Source organism: Streptomyces sp. NPDC048584 (assembly GCF_043199595.1).
GTDB lineage: Bacteria > Actinomycetota > Actinomycetes > Streptomycetales > Streptomycetaceae > Streptomyces > Streptomyces edwardsiae.
Genome location: NZ_JBICWF010000006.1, coordinates 64,592 through 82,733 on the forward strand (window position 1 = coordinate 64,592; position 18,142 = coordinate 82,733).

Annotated in this window: 16 protein-coding genes; 7 read left to right on the top strand and 9 right to left on the bottom strand. The window is 74.1% G+C overall.

Going from position 1 to position 18,142, the window contains the following annotated elements; all coding sequences use genetic code 11:
* Positions 1–54 precede the first annotated feature (54 nt).
* Complete coding sequence (locus tag ACGFR9_RS15185; RefSeq protein ID WP_393207692.1) at positions 55–3,570, top strand: DNA polymerase III subunit alpha; 3,516 nt, start codon at positions 55–57, stop codon at positions 3,568–3,570.
* Positions 3,567–4,535: a hypothetical protein gene (locus tag ACGFR9_RS15190; protein ID WP_393207695.1), complete on the top strand. Its 969-nt coding sequence runs from the start codon at positions 3,567–3,569 to the stop codon at positions 4,533–4,535. The genes ACGFR9_RS15185 and ACGFR9_RS15190 overlap by 4 nt, the downstream gene beginning before the upstream one ends.
* A 9-nt stretch (positions 4,536–4,544) precedes the next feature.
* On the opposite strand, the gene ACGFR9_RS15195 is transcribed toward ACGFR9_RS15190, so the two are convergent.
* Positions 4,545–4,919 carry a cupin domain-containing protein gene (locus ACGFR9_RS15195; protein ID WP_393207698.1) on the bottom strand — a complete coding sequence of 125 codons (375 nt, stop codon included), beginning with the start codon at positions 4,917–4,919 and terminating at the stop codon, positions 4,545–4,547.
* Between the two features lie 81 nt (positions 4,920–5,000).
* Between ACGFR9_RS15195 and ACGFR9_RS15200 the strand changes: the two genes are divergently transcribed.
* Both ACGFR9_RS15200 and ACGFR9_RS15205 read left to right on the top strand, forming a co-directional pair.
* Entirely contained in the window at positions 5,001–5,447 is a 447-nt protein-coding gene (locus ACGFR9_RS15200) for a MarR family winged helix-turn-helix transcriptional regulator (protein ID WP_393207701.1), read from the top strand.
* Between the two features lie 172 nt (positions 5,448–5,619).
* Complete coding sequence (locus tag ACGFR9_RS15205) at positions 5,620–6,480, top strand: esterase/lipase family protein (RefSeq protein WP_393207704.1); 861 nt, start codon at positions 5,620–5,622, stop codon at positions 6,478–6,480.
* 72 nt (positions 6,481–6,552) lie between these two features.
* Here ACGFR9_RS15205 and ACGFR9_RS15210 read toward each other — a convergent pair whose 3' ends face one another.
* Together ACGFR9_RS15210 and ACGFR9_RS15215 are read right to left on the bottom strand one after the other, a co-directional pair.
* On the bottom strand, positions 6,553–7,605 hold the full coding sequence (locus ACGFR9_RS15210; RefSeq protein ID WP_393207707.1) for a lytic polysaccharide monooxygenase: 1,053 nt from the start codon (positions 7,603–7,605) through the stop codon (positions 6,553–6,555).
* Between the two features lie 152 nt (positions 7,606–7,757).
* Positions 7,758–7,895 carry a hypothetical protein gene (locus ACGFR9_RS15215; protein WP_393207710.1) on the bottom strand — a complete coding sequence of 46 codons (138 nt, stop codon included), beginning with the start codon at positions 7,893–7,895 and terminating at the stop codon, positions 7,758–7,760.
* Positions 7,896–8,033: 138 nt separating this feature from the next.
* Between ACGFR9_RS15215 and ACGFR9_RS15220 the strand changes: the two genes are divergently transcribed.
* Positions 8,034–8,654, top strand: a complete 621-nt coding sequence (locus ACGFR9_RS15220) for a class I SAM-dependent methyltransferase (protein ID WP_393207713.1) — start codon at positions 8,034–8,036, stop codon at positions 8,652–8,654.
* A 10-nt stretch (positions 8,655–8,664) separates the two neighbouring features.
* Here the strand turns inward: ACGFR9_RS15220 and ACGFR9_RS15225 are convergent, their stop codons facing one another.
* A complete protein-coding gene (locus ACGFR9_RS15225; RefSeq protein WP_393207716.1) occupies positions 8,665–9,165 on the bottom strand; it encodes a DUF402 domain-containing protein in 501 nt (166 codons plus the stop codon).
* Positions 9,146–10,075, bottom strand: coding sequence for a GNAT family N-acetyltransferase (locus ACGFR9_RS15230; RefSeq protein WP_393207719.1), 930 nt, complete (start codon positions 10,073–10,075; stop codon positions 9,146–9,148). Before ACGFR9_RS15230 ends, ACGFR9_RS15225 begins: the two co-directional genes overlap by 20 nt.
* A 71-nt stretch (positions 10,076–10,146) precedes the next feature.
* Between ACGFR9_RS15230 and ACGFR9_RS15235 the strand changes: the two genes are divergently transcribed.
* On the top strand, positions 10,147–10,512 hold the full coding sequence (locus ACGFR9_RS15235) for a GntR family transcriptional regulator (RefSeq protein ID WP_393207722.1): 366 nt from the start codon (positions 10,147–10,149) through the stop codon (positions 10,510–10,512).
* Positions 10,513–10,674: 162 nt separating this feature from the next.
* Here the strand turns inward: ACGFR9_RS15235 and ACGFR9_RS15240 are convergent, their stop codons facing one another.
* Positions 10,675–11,769 (bottom strand): DUF5925 domain-containing protein, encoded by a 1,095-nt coding sequence (locus ACGFR9_RS15240; RefSeq protein ID WP_393207725.1) that lies wholly within the window; start codon positions 11,767–11,769, stop codon positions 10,675–10,677.
* Between the two features lie 447 nt (positions 11,770–12,216).
* On the opposite strand from ACGFR9_RS15240, the gene ACGFR9_RS15245 reads away from it, so the two are divergent.
* Positions 12,217–13,023 carry an SGNH/GDSL hydrolase family protein gene (locus ACGFR9_RS15245; RefSeq protein ID WP_393207728.1) on the top strand — a complete coding sequence of 269 codons (807 nt, stop codon included), beginning with the start codon at positions 12,217–12,219 and terminating at the stop codon, positions 13,021–13,023.
* 14 nt (positions 13,024–13,037) lie between these two features.
* On the opposite strand, the gene ACGFR9_RS15250 is transcribed toward ACGFR9_RS15245, so the two are convergent.
* From ACGFR9_RS15250 to ACGFR9_RS15260, 3 genes are all read right to left on the bottom strand, one after another.
* The gene (locus tag ACGFR9_RS15250) at positions 13,038–14,621 is read right to left on the bottom strand and encodes a protein kinase (protein ID WP_393208542.1); all 1,584 of its coding nucleotides are present in this window, start codon (positions 14,619–14,621) and stop codon (positions 13,038–13,040) included.
* Positions 14,622–14,699: 78 nt separating this feature from the next.
* Complete coding sequence (locus ACGFR9_RS15255; protein WP_393207731.1) at positions 14,700–16,181, bottom strand: nickel transporter; 1,482 nt, start codon at positions 16,179–16,181, stop codon at positions 14,700–14,702.
* The gene (locus tag ACGFR9_RS15260; protein WP_393207734.1) at positions 16,178–18,142 is read right to left on the bottom strand and encodes a tetratricopeptide repeat protein; all 1,965 of its coding nucleotides are present in this window, start codon (positions 18,140–18,142) and stop codon (positions 16,178–16,180) included. The genes ACGFR9_RS15255 and ACGFR9_RS15260 overlap by 4 nt, the downstream gene beginning before the upstream one ends.

Below are 18,142 nucleotides of genomic sequence, written 5' to 3' on the forward strand. Positions count from 1 at the left end.
GCTGGGAACAACTGTTCGAGAGTCGGTCGGGGCTCACGAGTGCGGGAGGTGCGTGTGCCGGGTTTCACGCATCTGCACACCGTCTCCGGGTTCTCCCTGCGCTACGGCGCCTCCCACCCGGAGCGGCTGGCCGAGCGCGCCTCGGAGCGGGGCATGGACGCCCTCGCCCTCACCGACCGCGACACCCTCGCCGGATCCGTCCGCTTCGCCAAGGCCTGCGCGAAGGCGGGCGTGCGCCCCCTGTTCGGCGCGGAACTGGCGGTGGCGGCCCCCACGGCGGCGGCGGGCGACGAGTCCGTACGACGGGAGAGGCGCCGCACCCCGGTGCGCGGCGGCGCCTTCATCGACGAGTCGACACCCCGTGTCACCTTCCTCGCCCGGGACGGCGCCCGTGGCTGGGCCGACCTGTGCCGACTGGTCTCCGCCGCCCACACCGCCCCCGGCCTCCCTCTGCTGACCTGGGACGACAATCACGCCGACGGTCTGACCGTCCTCCTCGGCCCCGACTCCGACGTCGGCCGCGCCCTCGCCGCGGGCCGGCCCGACCGCGCCGCCCGGCTGCTCGCCCCCTGGCGGGAGGTGTACGGCGACGCCCTGCGCCTGGAGGTCGTCTGGCACGGCCGCGAAGGCACCGGCCCCGGCTCCCTGCGGCTGGCCGCCCGCACCCTGGGCCTCGCCGCCGAACAGGGCGTCCGGCCCGTCCTCAGCAACGCCGTCCGCTACGCCGACCCCGGGCTCGGCCCGGTCGCCGACGTGCTGGACGCCGCCCGCCGGCTGGTCCCCGTCGACCCGGCCAAAGGGCTGGACTCCGGCGAGGCCTGGCTCAAGGGCGAGGGCGCCATGCTGGCGGCGGCCGAGCGGATCGTGGAGGCCGCCGGGTTCCGGCGCGAGACGGCCCCGCGGCTGCTGGAACAGACACGGGCCACGGCCGCCGAGTGCCTGGTCGACCCCGAGGACGACCTCGGCATGGGCAGCGTCCACTTCCCCGAACCGCATCTCGTCGGCGCCGGCCGCCGTACCGCCCAGCGGACGCTGGCCTCCCGCGCCGCGGCCGGCATGGTGCTGCGCGGCCACGCGGGGCGCCGGGAGTACTGGGAGCGGATGCACCGCGAGCTGGACATCATCGCCCACCACGGCTTCGCCTCCTACTTCCTCACCGTCGCCCAGGTCGTCGACGACGTACGGGACATGGGCATCCGGGTCGCCGCGCGCGGCTCCGGCGCCGGCTCGCTGGTCAACCACCTCCTCGGCATCGCGCACGCCGATCCGGTCGAGCACGGGCTGCTGATGGAGCGCTTCCTGTCGAAGGAGCGGGTCGTGCTGCCGGACATCGACATCGACGTGGAGTCCGCGCGGCGCCTCGAGGTCTACCGGGCGATCATCGGCCGGTTCGGCACCGAGCGGGTCGCCACGGTCGCCATGCCGGAGACCTACCGGGTGCGGCACGCCATCCGGGACGTCGGCGCGGCGCTCTCCATGGACCCGGCCGAGATCGACCGGGTCGCCAAGTCCTTTCCGCACATCCGCGCCCGCGACGCCCGCGCGGCGCTCGACGAACTGCCCGAACTGCGGGAGCTGGCGGGGGAGAAGGAGAGGTACGGCAGGCTGTGGGAGCTGGTCGAGGCCCTCGACGCGCTCCCGCGCGGTGTCGCCATGCACCCCTGCGGCGTCCTGCTGTCCGACGCCTCCCTGCTCACCCGTACGCCGGTCATGCCGACCAGCGGCGAAGGCTTCCCCATGGCGCAGTTCGACAAGGACGACGTCGAGGACCTCGGGCTGCTCAAGCTCGATGTGCTGGGTGTGCGCATGCAGTCGGCGATGGCGCACGCGGTCACCGAGGTGGAGCGGGCGACGGGGGAGCGGATCGACCTGGACGCGGTGCCGGAGGGCGACCCGGCGACGTACGGGCTCATCCGGTCCGCCGAGACGCTCGGCTGCTTCCAGATCGAGTCCCCGGGCCAGCGGGACCTGGTCGGACGGCTGCAGCCGTCCACCTTCCACGACCTGGTCGTCGACATCTCCCTCTTCCGGCCCGGCCCGGTCGCCGCCGACATGGTGCGCCCGTTCATCGAGGCGCGGCACGGACGGGCGCCGGTGCGCTATCCGCACCCGGACCTGGAGGAGCCGCTGAAGGGGACGTACGGGGTCGTCGTCTTCCATGAGCAGGTCATCGACATCGTGGCGGTCATGACCGGCTGCGGTCGCGGCGAGGCGGACCGGGTGCGGCGCGGGCTGTCCGACCCGGAGTCGCAGGGGCGGATCAAGGTCTGGTTCGCCCAGCACGCGGCGGCCCGGGGCTATGACGAAGAAACGATTCAGCGCACCTGGGGGATCGTCGAGGCCTTCGGGTCCTACGGCTTCTGCAAGGCGCACGCGGTCGCCTTCGCCGTACCGACGTACCAGTCGGCGTGGCTGAAGGCGCACCACCCGGCCGCCTTCTACGCGGGGCTGCTCACCCATGACCCCGGGATGTACCCGAAACGGCTGCTGCTGGCGGACGCGCGACGGCGGGGGGTGCCGGTCCTGCCGCTGGACGTGAACAAGTCGGGGGTCGCACACAGGATCGAACTGGTGTCTGAATCATCACAGGGGGAGGCGTGGGGACTGCGGCTGGCACTCTCCGACGTGCACGGCATCAGCGAGGCCGAGGCCGCCCGGATCGCCGACGGTCAGCCGTACGCCTCCCTGCTCGACTTCTGGGAGCGGGCCCGCCCCAGCCGCCCGCTCGCCGGACGCCTCGGCCAGGTCGGCGCGCTGGACGCGTTCGGAGCCAACCGCCGCGACCTGCAACTGCATCTGACCGAACTGCACCGGGGCGCCCGCGGCGGACGCGGCGACCAGCTCCCCCTGTCCGGAGGCCGGAAGACGGCCCCGGCCGGGCTGCCCGACCTCACCCCCGAGGAGCGGCTCAGCGCCGAACTGGGCGTGCTGTCCATGGACGCCTCCCGCCATCTGATGGACGACCACGGCACCTTCCTCAAGGAACTCGGCGTGGTCTCCGCGCGGCGGCTGCGCGAGGCACGGCACGGGGAGACGGTGCTGGTCGCGGGCGCCAAGGCGGCCACCCAGACCCCGCCCGTCCGCTCCGGCAAGCGGGTCATCTTCTCCACCCTGGACGACGGCACCGGCCTGGTCGACCTCGCCTTCTTCGACGACTCCCACGACGCCTGCGCCCACACCGTCTTCCACTCCTGGCTGCTGCTGGTGCGCGGGGTGGTGCAGCGGCGCGGCCCGCGCAGCCTCAGCGTGGTCGGCTCCGCCGCCTGGAACCTCGCCGACCTGCTCCAGGTGCGCCAGGAGGAAGGGCTGGAGGGCGTCGCGGCCCGGTTGGCCGGAGCGGACGGAAGCCGGGGCGGCGACCCCGGGGACGGTCCGGCGCGCAGACGGCTCGCCGGTTCGGACGGGCGGCCCGCGCCGGCCGGATCCGCCGCCCGGGACCCGATGGAGGACAGGACGATCCGCATGCCCACGGGGTACGAGATGCACCCCTGGGCCGATCTGCGCCCCGCGGGCGAAGGGCCCGCGGTGGGAAGGAAGCTGTGGCACCAGAGTCCGGGGAGTGCGGGATGACCATCCTCTGCGTACGTTTCCAGCTGCCTCCGATGTACGAGGCCGCCCTGCCGGGGCTGCTCGGTCTGCTGGAGGAGTTCACCCCCGTCGTCCAGGCCCTGCCGCCGGACGGGGCGCTGGCCGATCTGCGCGGCGCCGAACGGTACTTCGGACGCACCGCCGTCGAACTGGCCTCGGTGATCCGGGTCCGCGCCCTCGCCCTGCACGGCGTCGACTGTGTGATCGGCGCCGGGCCCGGCCCGATGCTGGCCCGCATGGCACTGCGGGACGCCCGGCCGGGAGTCACCCGCGCGGTGGCCGGGGACGAGGTGCGGGACTTCCTGGCCGGCAAACCCGTCGCCGCACTGCCCGGCGTCGGCGCGAAGACCGCCCGTACCCTGTGCGAGTACGGCCTCGACACCCTCGGCCGGGTCGCCGCGGCCCCGCTGTCCACGCTCCAGCGGCTGGTGGGCGCCAGGGCCGGGCGGGAGCTGCGGGAGAAGGCGAACGGCGTCGACCGCGGCCGGGTCGTCCCGAACGCCGTCTCCCGGTCTCTGGCCACCGAACGCCCCTTCACCCGTGACGAACTGGACCCCGGCCGGCACCGCCGCGCCCTGCTCTCGGCCGGCGAGGAACTGGGTGCCCGGCTGCGTGTCCTCGACACGGTCTGCCGGAGCCTCACCCTCACCGTCCGCTACGCCGACCGGACCGCCACCACCCGCACCCGCACGCTCCCCGAACCGACCGCGCACTCGGCCGCGCTCACCGGGGCGGCGTACGGCCTCTACGAGGCGCTCGGCCTGCAGCGCGCCCGGGTGCGCGCGATCGCGCTCCGCGCGGAGGGCCTCGGCCCCGCCGAGCAGGCGTCCCACCAGCTCACCTTCGACCCGGTGGACGAGAAGGCGCGCCGGATCGAGGAGGTCGCGGACCGCGCGCGGGCGAAGTTCGGCCCCCGCGCGGTGATGCCGGGGTCGCTGGCCGCGTAGCGGTCCGGCTCAGTCGGCCCACGGCGGAACGACGCGGGTGCCGTCGGCGAGGGTCGCCTCCAGGCCGTGGGAGGTGGTGACCCAGGAGACGGCGGTCCCGTCGCCCAGGTTCTCCACGGCGAGCGTGGCACCGGGGTGGACGACCACCGTGTCGCCGGCGCCGACGCGGTGGGCGGTACCGTCGAGGGTGATCAGTAGCTCACCGGCGAGCAGATGGAAGATCTCCTCCCGGCTGACGGTGTGCGCGGGCGCGCGGGTACCGGCGGGGATCTCGCCCCGCCAGGCGCACAGCTCCCTGCTGCCGGTGGACGGGGCGGCGTACGAGATGAAACGGACGCCGTGCATCTCGTGGACGACGCCGTCGGAGGGGCGGACAACGGGCATGACGGTCTCCCTGACTGGTCAAGTTACTTGACTATATGGTCAACCTACTTGACCACTTCGTCAAGGTGCTTGAATTTCCCCGTGCAGAACTCCGAGGCCATGGCCCTGTCCGCCGCCCTGCTCGCCGTCGCCGGCGGGCTCGTCCAGCGCATCCATGACGGGGTGGTCGCGCGGGGCTTCGAGGGGGTGCGGCCGATGCACGGTTTCGCCTTCACCCGGCTCGCCCCTGACGGTGCGACGGTCACCGACCTCGCCGTCCATCTCGGGGTGACCAAGCAGGCCGCGAGCCAGCTCGTCGACGATCTGGTGCGCAAGGGGTACGCCGAGCGGCACCCGCACCCCGTGGACGCGCGCGCCCGGCTGGTGGTGATGACCGAGCGGGGCCGGGCCTGCACCCGCGCGGCCGAGGAGGCGGCGGCGGAGGCCGTACGGGAGTGGAGCGAGGTGCTGGGGGAGGCGGAGGTGCGCGAGCTGGCACGGAAGCTGCCGCGCATCGCCCCCGACGGGCCGATTCGTCCCGCTTGGTGACGTCGTATCAGTGACGCGCGTACCGCCGCGGATTAACGCCGGAAGTTTTTACCGACGCGTAACTTCCCCCTTTTGCTACTCGCCCGTAACTTGACGAGTGAACAGCATCCCGTGATCCGGATCACAGGGCGTAGGACCCCACCCTTCCCCCGTACCGCAAGGAGATCACGCGATGCTGCCCTGGAAGCGACTGGTCAGACCCCTCGCCGCGCTGCTGCTGGCCGCGGGCGTCACCCTCCCCACCGCCGCCGGCGCCCACGCCGCCGCAGCCCCCAGCTCCGGCTGGAACGACTGGTCGTGCAAGCCCTCCGCCGCCCACCCCCGCCCCGTCGTCCTGGTCCACGGCACCTTCGGCAACTCCGTCGACAACTGGCTGGGTCTCGCGCCCTATCTGAAGAACCGCGGCTACTGCGTCTTCTCCCTCGACTACGGACAGCTCCCCGGCGTCCCCCTCTTCCACGGCCTCGGCCCCACCGAGAAGTCCGCCGAACAGCTCGACGCCTACGTCGACAAGGTGCTCGCCGCGACCGGCGCCGCCGAGACGGACCTCGTCGGCCACTCCCAGGGCGGCATGATGCCGCGCTACTACCTCAAGTTCCTCGGCGGCGCCGACGAGGTGAACGCCCTGATCGGCATCGCCCCCAGCAACCACGGCACCACCCTCGGCGGCCTCACCCGGCTGCTGCCGTACTTCCCCGGCGCCGAGGACCTGCTGAGCGAGGCCACCCCCGCCCTCGCCGACCAGGTCACAGGATCCGACTTCCTCACCCGGCTCAACGCGGGCGGCGACACCGTGCCCGGTGTCCGCTACACCGTCATCGCCACCCGGTACGACGAGGTCGTCACCCCCTACCGCAGCGCGTATCTGACCGGACCGGACGTGCACAACGTCCTGCTCCAGGACCTGTGTCCGCTCGACCTGTCCGAGCATCTGGCGATCGGGCTGCTCGACCGGATCGCCTTCCACGAGGTCGCCAACTCCCTCGACCCGGCCCATGCCGAACGCACCACCTGCGCATCGGTGTTCAGCTGACACGTGTCCATGCGGGCGCACGTGGCGGGGCCCTGTCCGGCCTGAGCCGCCGGACAGGGCCCCGGGTCGTCCTCAGGCGCCGTGCCGCCCGGTGGCCGAGCGCCGCCGCGCGGAGGCGAACAGGGCCGCCGAGCCCAGCGCCAGCGCCGCGGCCCCGCCGACCATCAGGAACGGGGTGCTGTCGTCACCGCCGGTCTCCGCGAGGTTCCGCCCCTGACCGGCCGCCTCGGGCTGGTTGGCGGTGGTGCCGTCGTCGGCGGCCCCGGCGGCTTCGCCCTGGGCCGGGTGGTCGTCGTGCCCGGCGACCGGCTGCGCCGAGGTGCTGGGGTCGTCGTCGCCGTGCCCGTGGTTCTCGACGGTCGACTTGTCGGCACCGTCCTCGATCTGCCGCTCGGACGGGGCCGAGGCGACCGGCGCCGGGGCGGCGGCCTCCTTGGGCGTGTCACCCGTGTCCGACCTGACCGGCTCACCGCCGCCGGCGCCCGCCGGACCGCCGCCGAACGCGACGTCCGAGCAGGAGTAGAACGCCTCGGGGCTGTCCGACCGCTGCCACACCGCGTACAGCAGCTGCTTGCCGGAGCGCTCCGGGAGGGTGCCGGAGAAGGTGTAGAAGCCGCCCTCGGCGGCCGGGTCGGTGGAGGTCGCCACCGGGTTCGCCAGATCCAGGTCGCCCCAGGCCAGCGGCTGCGACGGGTCGTAGCCGGGCTTGGTGATGTACACCTTGAACGTCCCCTTGTGCGGGGCGGTCACCCGGTACTTGAAGGTGTACGAGCCGCTGCTCACGCTCGTCGCCGGCCAGTCGGCGCGGGCCAGGTCCAGGCCCTTGAACTCCTCGCTGTCGGCGCTGCACAGCTTGCCGTCGGGGATGAGTTCCTGGTGGCGGCCGCCCGCGTCGCCGATCCGGATGCCGTTCCAGTCGTAGAGCGCCTGGGTGCCGCCCGCCGCGACCGCCGCCTTGCACGCCTCCGACGTGGGGCTCTCCGGTCCCTCGGCGTAGCACTGCGAGACCCGGCTGACCGGGTCGCCCATCGAACCGTGCGCGGCCGCCGGCGCGGCGGACAGCCCGGTCAGGGCGAGCGGAACGAGACCGACGGCGGCGACAGCGGCCTTGCGGCGTGCGGACATGGGGCGACTCCTCGGCAGCGATCACTGGATCGGGGGTGGTGAATCCCGTGGGGGGTGGCTCAGAAACTAGCCGCCCGGACCAGCGAAATCGCCTGCCGAAGGCCCTGGAGGGAGATCCTTATGGCCGCGTTAAGGGAGTGCTCAGGCTGGGATCAGGTTCCGTCCGGCCACCAGGTGCGCGCGATGTCCCGGCGGACCTCGGGCCGCCCCGCGGGACGCTCCTCGGCCTCCGCGCGGACCCGGCGGGCATCCGTCCTCCTCGGGGGCTTCTGCACGGTGACACGGCGCATGGCTGCCTCCTTCGGGGTCCACCGGGTTCCGCGTTCGCACGGCGGCGGACCTTTCGGGGGAGAGTTCCTCATCGGTCCCGATCTGTCTGTGGCGGCGGTCACGAATCGATTGTCAGTGGCAGGTGTCACTCTGGGGCCATGACCACACATGACGGTGACGGGACGGTCACGGACGGTGTCGACTGGGACGCGGCGGCGGCCGGGTTCGACGAGGAGCCGGATCACGGGCTGCGCGACCCGCGGGTGCGCGCGGCCTGGGCGGCACGGCTGCGCACCTGGCTGCCCGCACGGCCCGGTGACGTCCTCGACCTGGGCTGCGGCACCGGCAGCCTGTCCCTCCTGGCCGCCGAGCAGGGACACCGGGTGACCGGAGTCGACCGCTCCCCGGCGATGGTGGCGCTCGCCAGGGAGAAACTCGTCGGCCGTGACGCCGTGTTCCTGGCCGGCGACGCGACGGCACCACCGGTCGGGGAGCGGCGCTACGACGCCGTGCTGGTCCGGCATGTGCTGTGGACCCTGCCCGAACCGGACCGGGCGCTGCGGCACTGGCGGGACCTGCTGCGGCCGGGCGGCCGGCTCGTGCTGGTCGAGGGCGTGTGGGGGACGGTGAGCCCGGTGGGCATACCGGCGGACCGGCTCACCGCCCTCCTCGCACCTCTCGCCGGCCGGGTGGGCGTGGAGCGGCTGTCCCAGGACCCGGTGCTGTGGGGCAGGGACGTGGACGACGAGCGGTACGCGGTGGTCGCCGTCCCGGACTGATCCGCGCCCCTCAGCCGAGCAGCGTGCCGAGCCCGCCCTCACGGGCCAGCGCGTCCAGTTCGTCGAGGGCGGCCACCGCGGCGGCCGCCGCCTCGGGGTCCGTGGTGAGCAGCCCGCTCGCCGCGAACTCGTCCTCGTCCAGCCGCCGTACGTCGGTGCCGTCCGCGGAGACCCACAGGTCCAGGTCGAGATCCTCGACCACCAGCCGGCCGGCGGAGAGCTCCGCCGGGCGGGTGATGTCGCAGTAGTGGCCCTTGAGAGTGCCGTCGGGGGCGCGGACCTCCTTCACCGAGTACCACCGGTCGCGCCAGTAGTGCTCCGTGAACACGTCACCGGGCTCGAAGCGGACGAAGCCGAAGTCGCGCACGCCGTCGCCCGCCCAGGGGGCGCGCACGGTGGCGCGGGTGCCGTCGTCGGCGACCAGCTCGGCCGGATAGCGGATCTTCATCCGTCCCGCCTTCACGAGGACGACCTCCAGCAGCGGGGGCCCGTCAGCCGAGTGCGCGGACATGGCGCACCTCCGTCCCGCAGATCTCGTACCCGAACCACTTGTTGATCGCGATCATCGGCCCGTTCCCGGTGTCGTTGCCCGTGAACGCCTCCGAGTACCCGGCCGCGCGGGCGCGATGCAGGGAGTCGTTCTTGGCGAGCTTGGCCAGCCCCCTGCCCCGGTGGGCGCGGGCGGTGCCGGTCATGACCGTGCCGTACCGGGTGCCGCCGTCCGTGCGGGCCGCGGAGAACGCGGCGGGGCGGCCGTCGACCAGCGCCACCGTGGTGAGCTCGGGGCTGAACAGGGGATGCCGCCAGGTCTCCTCCAGCCAGGCCTCGTAGTCCGTGAACTCGGTGTCCACATCGCTCGGCTCGTCCGCCGTGGTCTCCGCGTCCAGCTCGAACAGCGGACGCGGATCGGCGGCGAAGGCGGAGGCGGGGCGCAGTTCCACGTCCGGCGGCAGGTCCTGGAGCGGCGGGAGGATGCCGTTCGCCAGGTCCAGGCGGAGGAAGTGGGCGCTGCGGCTCGCCTTGTAGCCGTGCAGTTCGGCGAAGGCGCGGTTGCCCGGCTCGTCCAGCACCCAGGCGAACAGCCTGGTGGCCCCGTGCGCGGTCAGATGCTCCTCGGCGGCCCGTACCAGCAGTGTTCCGGCGCCCCGGCGCGTGTGCTCGGGGTGCACGTACAGATTGACGTTGCCCTGGCCGGGCTCGGAGCTCTCGTGCGTCAGATGCACCTGCGCCGTGCCGATCACCTCGCCGTCGGCCACGGCGATCAACGGCCGGTAGTGGGCGTCGGGGTGAAGACGGGTGAGGTCGTGCACCAGGGACTCGGGGGTGATGAGGATGAACGGCAGGGCGGCGTGCCGGACCCGGGCGAAGCCCTCGAGGTCGGCGCGGGCGTCGGGGCGCAGATCGCGGACGGTGACGGTCATATGGGCGCACGCTACGGCGGAGCCGTCGGGGGCGCCTCTCATTTTCGGCCGGGGTGCGGGACAATCGGGCCGTGACCTTGAAGATCCGGATCGACGACGGCACGCCCCCGTACGAGCAGGTACGGGCGCAGATCTCCGAGCAGGCGCGGTCGGGGGTGCTGCCGGTGGGGTACAGGCTGCCTACGGTGCGGGGGCTGGCCGAGACGCTCGGGCTCGCGGCGAACACGGTCGCCAAGGCGTATCGGGCGCTGGAGGCGGACGGGGTGATCGAGACGCGGGGGCGCAACGGGACGCTGATCGCTGCCGCGGGGGAGGGGGCGGAGCGGGAGCTGGCGGTCGCCGCGCAGTCGTTCGCCGCCAGGGCGCGGCGGCTCGGCTCTTCCGAGGGGGAGGCGGTCGCCGCGGTGCGGGACGCACTGCGTGCGGCTTATCAGTGAGCGCCGGTGCCCTGGCGGGGGCTTGTGGGTGAGTGCCGGTTCCCGGGCGGGGGGCTCGTGGGGTGAGCGCCGTGGCGGCGGGGCGTTGAGCGCCCGGTGCGGCGTCGTGGGGGCTGGTCGCGCAGTTCCCCGCGCCCCGTGGAACCGGCCGCCGCCGCGTGCTTACAAGTACAGGCCGGCTTCCGGGTTTCCGCGGGGTTCCGGCAGGGTTGTCGGGGAGGTGCCCCTGCGTAGGGCGTAGAGCTCGGCCAGGGTCGCTCCCTCTCGGGGGATGCCTTCCGGCGTGCCCAGCCAGTCGGCCGACTCGGCGCGGGTCAGGGGGCCCACCTCGATGCGGGCCAGGCAGCGGCCGGGGCGGACCACGGCGGGGTGGAGGCGTTCCAGGTCCTCGTTGGTGGTGACGCCGACCAGGACGTTGCGGCCCTGGCCGAGCAGACCGTCCGTCAGGTTCAGCAGCCTGGACAGCGCCTGCCCGGCGGTGTGCTTGGCCTCGCCCCGGATCAGCTCGTCGCAGTCCTCCAGGAGCAGCAGCCGCCAGCGGCCCTTGCCCGTCGAGTCGTCCTCGCCGATCGCGATGTCCATCAGATAGCCGACATCGCCGAACAGCCGCTCCGGGTCCAGTACGCAGTCCACCTGGCACCAGTCCCGCCAGGACCGGGCCAGCGTGCGCAGCGCGGAGGTCTTGCCGGTGCCCGGCGGGCCGTGCAGCAGGAGCAGCCGGCCCGAGATGTCCTCGGGCGTCGTCTTCATCAGACGGTCCATCGCGTCCGCCACCGGCGCCGTGTAGTTGGGCCGCACCTCTTCCCAGGTGCCCGCCGAGATCTGCCGGGTGGTGCGGTGCGGACCGCGGCGCGGGGAGACGTACCAGAAGCCCATGGTGACGTTCTCCGGCTGCGGTTCGGGTTCGTCCGCCGCGCCGTCGGTGGCCTCCTCGAGGATCTTCGCGGCGAGGTCGGCGCTGGTCGCGGTGACGGTGACATCGGCGCCCCGGTTCCAGCGGGAGACCAGCAGGGTCCAGCCCTCGCCCTCGGCCAGGACGGCGCTGCGGTCGTCGTCCCGGGCGCTCCGCAGCACCCGCGCGTTCGCGGGCAGCAGGGTCGCGCCGGAGCGTACGCGGTCGATGTTGACGGCGTGCGAGTGCGGCTGCTCGCCCGTCGCGAAGCGGCCGAGGAACAGCGCGTCGACGACGTCGGACGGGGAGTCGCTGTCGTCGACGTTGAGCCGGATCGGCAGGGCGTCGTGCGGTTGAGCGGACATGCCGCCATGATCGGCCACCCGGGCGCCGGGTGCACCCGGTTTCCGGGCGCACGGGCGTGGCCCGGACCTCAGCCGTCCGGCCGGCCGATCCGGTTCCGCGCCTGCCGGACCCGGCGGACCGGCGCGTACCCCTAGGCCGGCGCGCGGTCCCGGGTGAAGGCGCGTACGACGGACCGGCCCTCCACCGGCCGGGCGAACCCGGCGGCTGGAGCAGCCGTGGGGATACGCGAACGGGGCGGGTACGGCGCCCGGCCGTCGGCTCTGCCCCTGAGGTGCCGGATGCCGGGCTCCCATGCGGCCCCCCGTGACGGGCCGTCAAGGGAGGACAATTCCGGCGTCCTGAGCTCGTCCTGGGTTGAACGGCAACAGTTTTGGCATGGACACTTCCGGTCAACACGCGTAGTTGGTACCACAGTCAGGGCAGAGATCCTGCTAAACGGAGGTTCCATGAGACGTTCCCGACTTGTCCTCTCTTTTGGCTCACTCCTCCTCGCCGTCACCACCGCCCTCACCGGGGCCACGACGGCACAGGCGTCCCAACAGGCCGCCGCCGACGGCTATGTGGCGCTCGGTGACTCCTACGCGTCCGGTGTCGGAGCCGGCAGCTACATCTCCGGCAGCGGCGACTGCAAGCGCAGCACCAAGGCCCATCCGTACCTCTGGGCGGCCGCCAACTCACCCTCGTCCTTCGACTTCACGGCCTGCTCGGGCGCCCGAACGGGTGATGTTCTCTCCGGGCAGCTCGCACCGCTCTCCACCTCGACCGGGCTCGTCTCGATCAGCATCGGCGGCAACGACGCCGGCTTCGCCGACGTCATGACGACCTGTGTGCTCCAGTCCGACAGCTCCTGCCTCTCACGGATCAACACAGCGAAGGCGTACGTCGACTCGACGCTGCCCGGCAAGCTCGACAGCGTCTACACGGCGATCCGCGACCGCGCCCCCAACGCCCGTGTCGTCGTGATCGGCTACCCCCGCTTCTACAAGCTCGGCGCCACCTGCATCGGTCTCTCCGAGACCAAGCGGAAGGCCATCAACGACGCCGCCGACCTTCTCGACAGCGCCATCGCCCGGCGCGCCGGCGCGCACGGCTTCACCTTCGGCGACGTGCGCACCACCTTCACCGGCCACGAACTCTGCTCCGGCAGCTCCTGGCTGCACAGCGTGGACTGGTTCAACATCGGCCAGTCGTACCACCCGACGGCGGCCGGACAGTCCGGCGGCTATCTGCCCGTGCTCGACTCCGCGGCCTGAGCGTCCCGCGTCCGTCAGTACCCGTCGTCCGCACCGGAGGGAGAAGCGGAGGCCCCGCCCGTCGGGGTCTCCGTCTCGCACCTCACCGAGAACGGCACCGTCTCGGACGTCGTGTGCACCGGCTCCCGGACCTCCACACCGATGCCGCTCTCGAACACCCCGGTCTCCGAGTACGTCGTCACCACCACCGTGTCGTGCTTCGTACGCCCCCCGCCCTCGGGGAACGACAGCTTCCGCCAGCCCGGATCGGCCACCGAGCCGTCCTCGGACACCCAGCGGTAGGAGACTTCGGCCGGCAACCGCCCCACCGTGAACGTCGCCGTGAACGCGGGCGCCGTCTCGTGCGCCGGCGGACAGCCGCCCACGTACTCCGAGTGCGCGCCCTTCACCGTCACCGACACCGTCTGCCGCGGGGGATCGGACGTCTCCTCGTCGTCGCCCCCGGTGGGGGACGGCGCCGGATCGTCCGTCCTCGGCGTCCCGCCGCCCTCCTCCTCGTCACCGGTCCGCGCCGGCGAACTCGCCCCACCGCCGGTGCCCTTGGCGTCGGGGTCGTCGTCCCCCCGGTTCAGCAGCGCGTACGTGAGCCCGGCCAGCGCCAGCATCAGGACGACCACACCGGCCACCAGGGCGGCCGCGGCACGCCGGTCCCGTCCGGGCCGGGTGGGGGTGCTGGCGGTGGTGACCAGCGGCGGCACGGGGGAGGGTGTCCGCGGGTGCGGTCCGGGCCGCGGCTGGGGGAGCGCCGCCACCGTCGGGGTGTATGGCGTCGAAGGCGCGGTGTCCGCGCGGAGGGTGCCCCCCGCCGCCACGAGCCGCAGGTCATGCAGCGTCCGCTCCGCCGGCAGCCGCTCGGCCGGGTCCTTCCGCAGCAGCCCCTCGATCACCGGGGCGAGCGGACCGGCCCAGCGCGGCGGCGGCAGTTCCTCGTCGACGATCGCCCGCAGCGTGCTCAGCGGGGTGTTCTGCCGGAACGGCGAAGCGCCCTCGACCGCCGCGTACAGCAGCACACCGAGCGACCACAGATCCGACTCGGGCCCCGGCGTGCGCCCCAGTGCCCGCTCCGGCGCGAGGAACTCCGGCGACCCGACGACCTCCCCGGTCATCGTCAGCGCCGAACTGCCCTCGACCATGGCGATCCCGAAGTCGGTGAGGACGATCCTGCCGTCGTTCGCGATCAGCACATTGCCCGGCTTCACGTCCCGGTGCAGCACCCCCGCCGTGTGCGCGGCCCGCAGCGCGGCGAGCACCTCCGCGCCGATGTGCGCGGCGCGCGGCGGCGCGAGCGGGCCCTCCGCCTCCAGCACCTCGGCCAGCGACAGGCCCCGGACCAGCTCCATGACGATCCACGGGCGCCCGTCCTCGGCCGCCACGTCGTACACCGTCACCACATTGCGGTCGGTGATCCGGGCCGCCGCCCATGCCTCCCGCTCCAGCCGGGCGTACATCCGCTCCACCTCGGACGCCGGCAGCCCGGCCGGCGCGCGCACCTCCTTGACGGCGACCTCGCGGTGCAGCACCTCGTCGCGGGCCCGCCACACGGTGCCCATCCCGCCCTCGCCCAGCGGTGACAGCAGCCGGTACCGGCCCGCGATCACCCGCTCACTGCCCGGTTCTTCGGACACGGCGCCCCCATTCGCATCCGGGCGAATTCCCCTTTTCCTCATGAAAGTAGCTCAGCCGAGTGCGGATGCCGCCCCCCTGAACACCAATCCGGCTCCGAGGACCACGACGACGAACGCCGAACCGAGGGGCGCACTCCGGCGCACAAGTGCCGCCCACGGGGCCGTCGTCCAGCGGGGGCGCCGGGCGAGCAGCCTGTTCACCCCGCTGCCCGCCTTGACGACCGCGTACCCGGCGGCGGTGAGCGTCAGGGCGAGGCCGACGCCGTACGCGACGACGAGCAGCAGCCCGAACCAGGCCTGGCCGAGCGCGGCGGCCCCGACCAGCACCACGACGGCGGACGGACTCGGCACCAGCCCGCCCGCGAAGCCGAGCAGGATCGTGCCGCGCAGGGTGGGGGCGGCGGGGTGGGTGTGGGTGTGACCGCCGTGCGTGTGGGTGTGGCCCTCGTGCGTGTGCGGCTGTTCGTGGGTGTGCGGGTGCTCGTGGTGGTGGTGCGTGTGGCTCCGGTGGCGCAGGGCGCGGCGTACGAGGCCGGCGCCGGCCAGGGTGACGAGCGCACCGCTCGCGATGCCCAGCCACGCGATCACCGAGGGCGCGGCGGCCGAACCGGCCGTGACCAGCAGGCCCAGGGCGACCACCCCCAGCGTGTGGGTGACCGTCACCGAGGCGGCCATGGGCATGACGTCCCTGAGCCGGGCCCTGCCCCCGCGTGCCGCCGCCGTCGCGGCCATGAGCGTCTTGCCGTGCCCGGGGGCGAGCGCGTGCATCGCGCCGAGCCCGATGGCGATCAGCAGTGCGAGCGCGGCGAAACCGACGGTCAGGTCGCGCCGCGCGACCAGGTCGTCGAGGGCGCGGGTCCAGCGGTCGGCACCGCGCGGGAGTACGGCCGAGGCGGGCGCGTCACCCTCCCGCGCCGCCGCCGCCAGTGCCGGACCGCCCGGACGGATCCGCAGGGCGGCGGTCCGGGTGTCGGCCGGCGACGAGAGCAGCTTCTCCGGATACCGGGTCAGTTCGCGGGAGAGCGAGGCCGCCGGTACGTCCGAGGCGCTGAGCGTCGTACGGTCGCCCCGCGCGGTGATCTCCCGCCAGCCGGGACCGGACCGGTCGCCCGCCCCGCGGAAGCGGAGGTCCACCGTCCTGTCCTCCGGGAGCGGAGCGGTCAGCGCGCACTCCACGCGCAGGGTGTCCAGCCCCGCCTGACCGGGGCGCACGCGCGCGTTTGTGGTGCGCACGGTGAGCGGGACCGCGCGCCCGTCCACACGCACCTCGCTGCCCCGCGCGGCCGTGGCACAGCGCTGCCGGGCCCAGCCGTCCCTGCCCAGCCGCTCGATGTCCGGACCGGCCTGGGTGGCCGGGATCTCGGCCAGGTCCTCGACGTGCCGGACCCGGAGTTCACCCGGCGAGGCCACCAGCCCGTCGTAGCGGTTGACGGTGAAGTTGCCGAGCGGGTGCGCGCTCGCCGGGCCGGCCGGGACCAGCGCGAGCACGCCGGCGGCGGTGAGGACGGCGGCGACCCGATGACGGAGCCTCACCGTGCCGCCTCCAGTTCCTTCAGCGCGGTCCGGGCCTCGCGGGCGCCGAGCGGCGAGAAAGCGGGGTTCAGCTCCAGCGCGGCGGTGAGGGAGTCACGGGCCGCGTCGTCGCGCCCGGCGGCCCGCTCGATCATGCCCCGGTGGTAGAGGAACGCGGCGTTGCGGTAACCGGTCGCCGTGGCCCGGCGGGCGTACGGCAGGGCCTCCTCGGCACGGCCGTTGACGTACAGCGCCCAGGCGAGGGCGTCCGCGGTGTGCACGCTGTGCCGCCGGTCCCACTCCGCGCGGGCCGCGCGCAGCGCCTCACCGGCGTCCCCGTGATCGGCGGCGGCGAGCGCGGTGTCGAGGTCGGCGTCCATCCCGCCGGCCCGGGCCAGCGCGGTCCAGGCGTCGACGAGGGCGTACTGGTCGCCCGCCTTCGCGCGGTCGCCGTCGGCGCCGCGCGTCTCGTAGAGCTCGCCCAGCGCGACCAGCGGGCCGGGCAGCGGGGAGCCCACGACGACCTGCTCCAGCGTCTCGATGGCACCCGCGCGGTCGCCGCTCGCGGCCTGCGCGCGGGCCCGGCCCTCCAGGGCGGGGAGGTGGTTCTCGTCGGCGGCGAGCGCCCGCGCGTAGTGCGTGAGCGCCGTCCTGTACTCGCCCTGGTTCCAGGCGAGCTGCCCGAGCATGGTCGCGACGTACGCCACGTCGCCGGGCGCGGACGCGCTCTCGAGGGCCCGTCGCAGCACCTCCCGCGCGGTGCCCACGTCGCCGCGCAGCTCCCGCACGTACGCGTACCGCGTGAACACGGGCACCCCGGGCCGTCTGCGGTCGGCCGTGGCGGCGGCGTCGGCGGCCTCGTCGTACCGGCCCAGCTCGACCAGCGCGTCGATACGGGAGCACAGGGCGCGTTCGCTGTAGGGGTTCTGCTTCAGCGCCCGGTCGGCGTAGGCGAGGGCGCCGGTGAAGTCGTGCCGTGCGGCGGCGAGGGCGGCCTGTCCGGCGAGAGCCCGCTCGTTGCCGGGCCCGAGGGCGAGGGAACGCTTCAGCGCCCGCTCGGCCTGCGGATACCGGGAGGGGTCGCCCTGGGTGCGGGCCTGCTCGACGTAGGCGGTGCCGAGGGTGGCCCAGCCGTCGAAGTCCCTGGGCTGTGCCCGCAGATGGGCCTGCAAGGACCGGATCCCCGCACCGAGGTCACCCCCGGCGAGTACACCGGCGGCCGCCGTCCCGGCCGCGGGTGCCGCGTCGGCCCCGTCCCGGCCGCCGCCCACCGCCACACTCCCCGCGGTGAGCGCGATGGCCAGCAGGACCGCACACGAGGCGACATGGAGCCCCCGACCGCGCCGCGCGGCAGCGGCGAACCGCAGCCAGGCATCCGCCCGCCGCCCGGCGATCTCCCGGTCGACGCCGTCGCCCCCTTCGCCCGTCCGCGCACGCCGCCCGCTCACCGGATCGCCCTCCGACGCGCCCCGCCCCTCGGGCGTCGGTGCCGCGGGGCGGCCGGGCTCGTGGTGCGGCTCCGCAGGGTCACGCTCGCCCTCCACGAGGGCGCCTGCCGCCGGCCCGCGCTCGGCCTTCACGCGCTCGCGGGTCCCCGGCCGGGGCGCGGCCTGCGCCGGGTCACCGGTCCCGTGCTCGACCTCGGCCGTGTGCCGTACTTCGCGGTCCGGCTCGGTGGGTCGGCCGGTGCCGGGCCGGCGGGTCGCCGGCCCGCGCCCGCCGTCTGCGGAGTGGCGGGCCCGCGGCTCGGACACCGGCCCGTGGTCGGGTCGTGCCAGGTGGCCGGAGCCCGGTTCGGTCAGGGTTTCCGTGCCGTCGTCGGTGTCCCGTTCGTGCTCGGGCTCCGGGTCGGCGGGGGCGGGCTTCCGCCCCTGACTGCCCGCCTGCCCGGCGGGCAGGCGCGGGGTGTCGGTACCGGAAGCCGGTGGCGCCGGGGGCGCCTGCCCTTCCTCGCCCGTGCTGTCGTTCGTGCCCGGAGCCAT

Excerpts from the sequence above, each read along its gene's own strand:
- ACGFR9_RS15225 (WP_393207716.1), bottom strand. The coding sequence starts at position 9,165 with ATGTCCGCGCACTCGGCTGACGGGCCCCCGCTGCTGGAGGTCGTCCTC.
- ACGFR9_RS15240 (WP_393207725.1), bottom strand. The coding sequence starts at position 11,769 with ATGTCCGCTCAACCGCACGACGCCCTGCCGATCCGGCTCAACGTCGAC.
- ACGFR9_RS15260 (WP_393207734.1), bottom strand. The coding sequence starts at position 18,142 with ATGGCTCCGGGCACGAACGACAGCACGGGCGAGGAAGGGCAGGCGCCC.
- ACGFR9_RS15220 (WP_393207713.1), top strand. The coding sequence starts at position 8,034 with ATGACCACACATGACGGTGACGGGACGGTCACGGACGGTGTCGACTGG.
- ACGFR9_RS15210 (WP_393207707.1), bottom strand. The coding sequence starts at position 7,605 with ATGTCCGCACGCCGCAAGGCCGCTGTCGCCGCCGTCGGTCTCGTTCCG.
- ACGFR9_RS15245 (WP_393207728.1), top strand. The coding sequence starts at position 12,217 with ATGAGACGTTCCCGACTTGTCCTCTCTTTTGGCTCACTCCTCCTCGCC.
- ACGFR9_RS15195 (WP_393207698.1), bottom strand. The coding sequence starts at position 4,919 with ATGCCCGTTGTCCGCCCCTCCGACGGCGTCGTCCACGAGATGCACGGC.
- ACGFR9_RS15190 (WP_393207695.1), top strand. The coding sequence starts at position 3,567 with ATGACCATCCTCTGCGTACGTTTCCAGCTGCCTCCGATGTACGAGGCC.
- ACGFR9_RS15230 (WP_393207719.1), bottom strand. The coding sequence starts at position 10,075 with ATGACCGTCACCGTCCGCGATCTGCGCCCCGACGCCCGCGCCGACCTC.
- ACGFR9_RS15205 (WP_393207704.1), top strand. The coding sequence starts at position 5,620 with ATGCTGCCCTGGAAGCGACTGGTCAGACCCCTCGCCGCGCTGCTGCTG.
- ACGFR9_RS15215 (WP_393207710.1), bottom strand. The coding sequence starts at position 7,895 with ATGCGCCGTGTCACCGTGCAGAAGCCCCCGAGGAGGACGGATGCCCGC.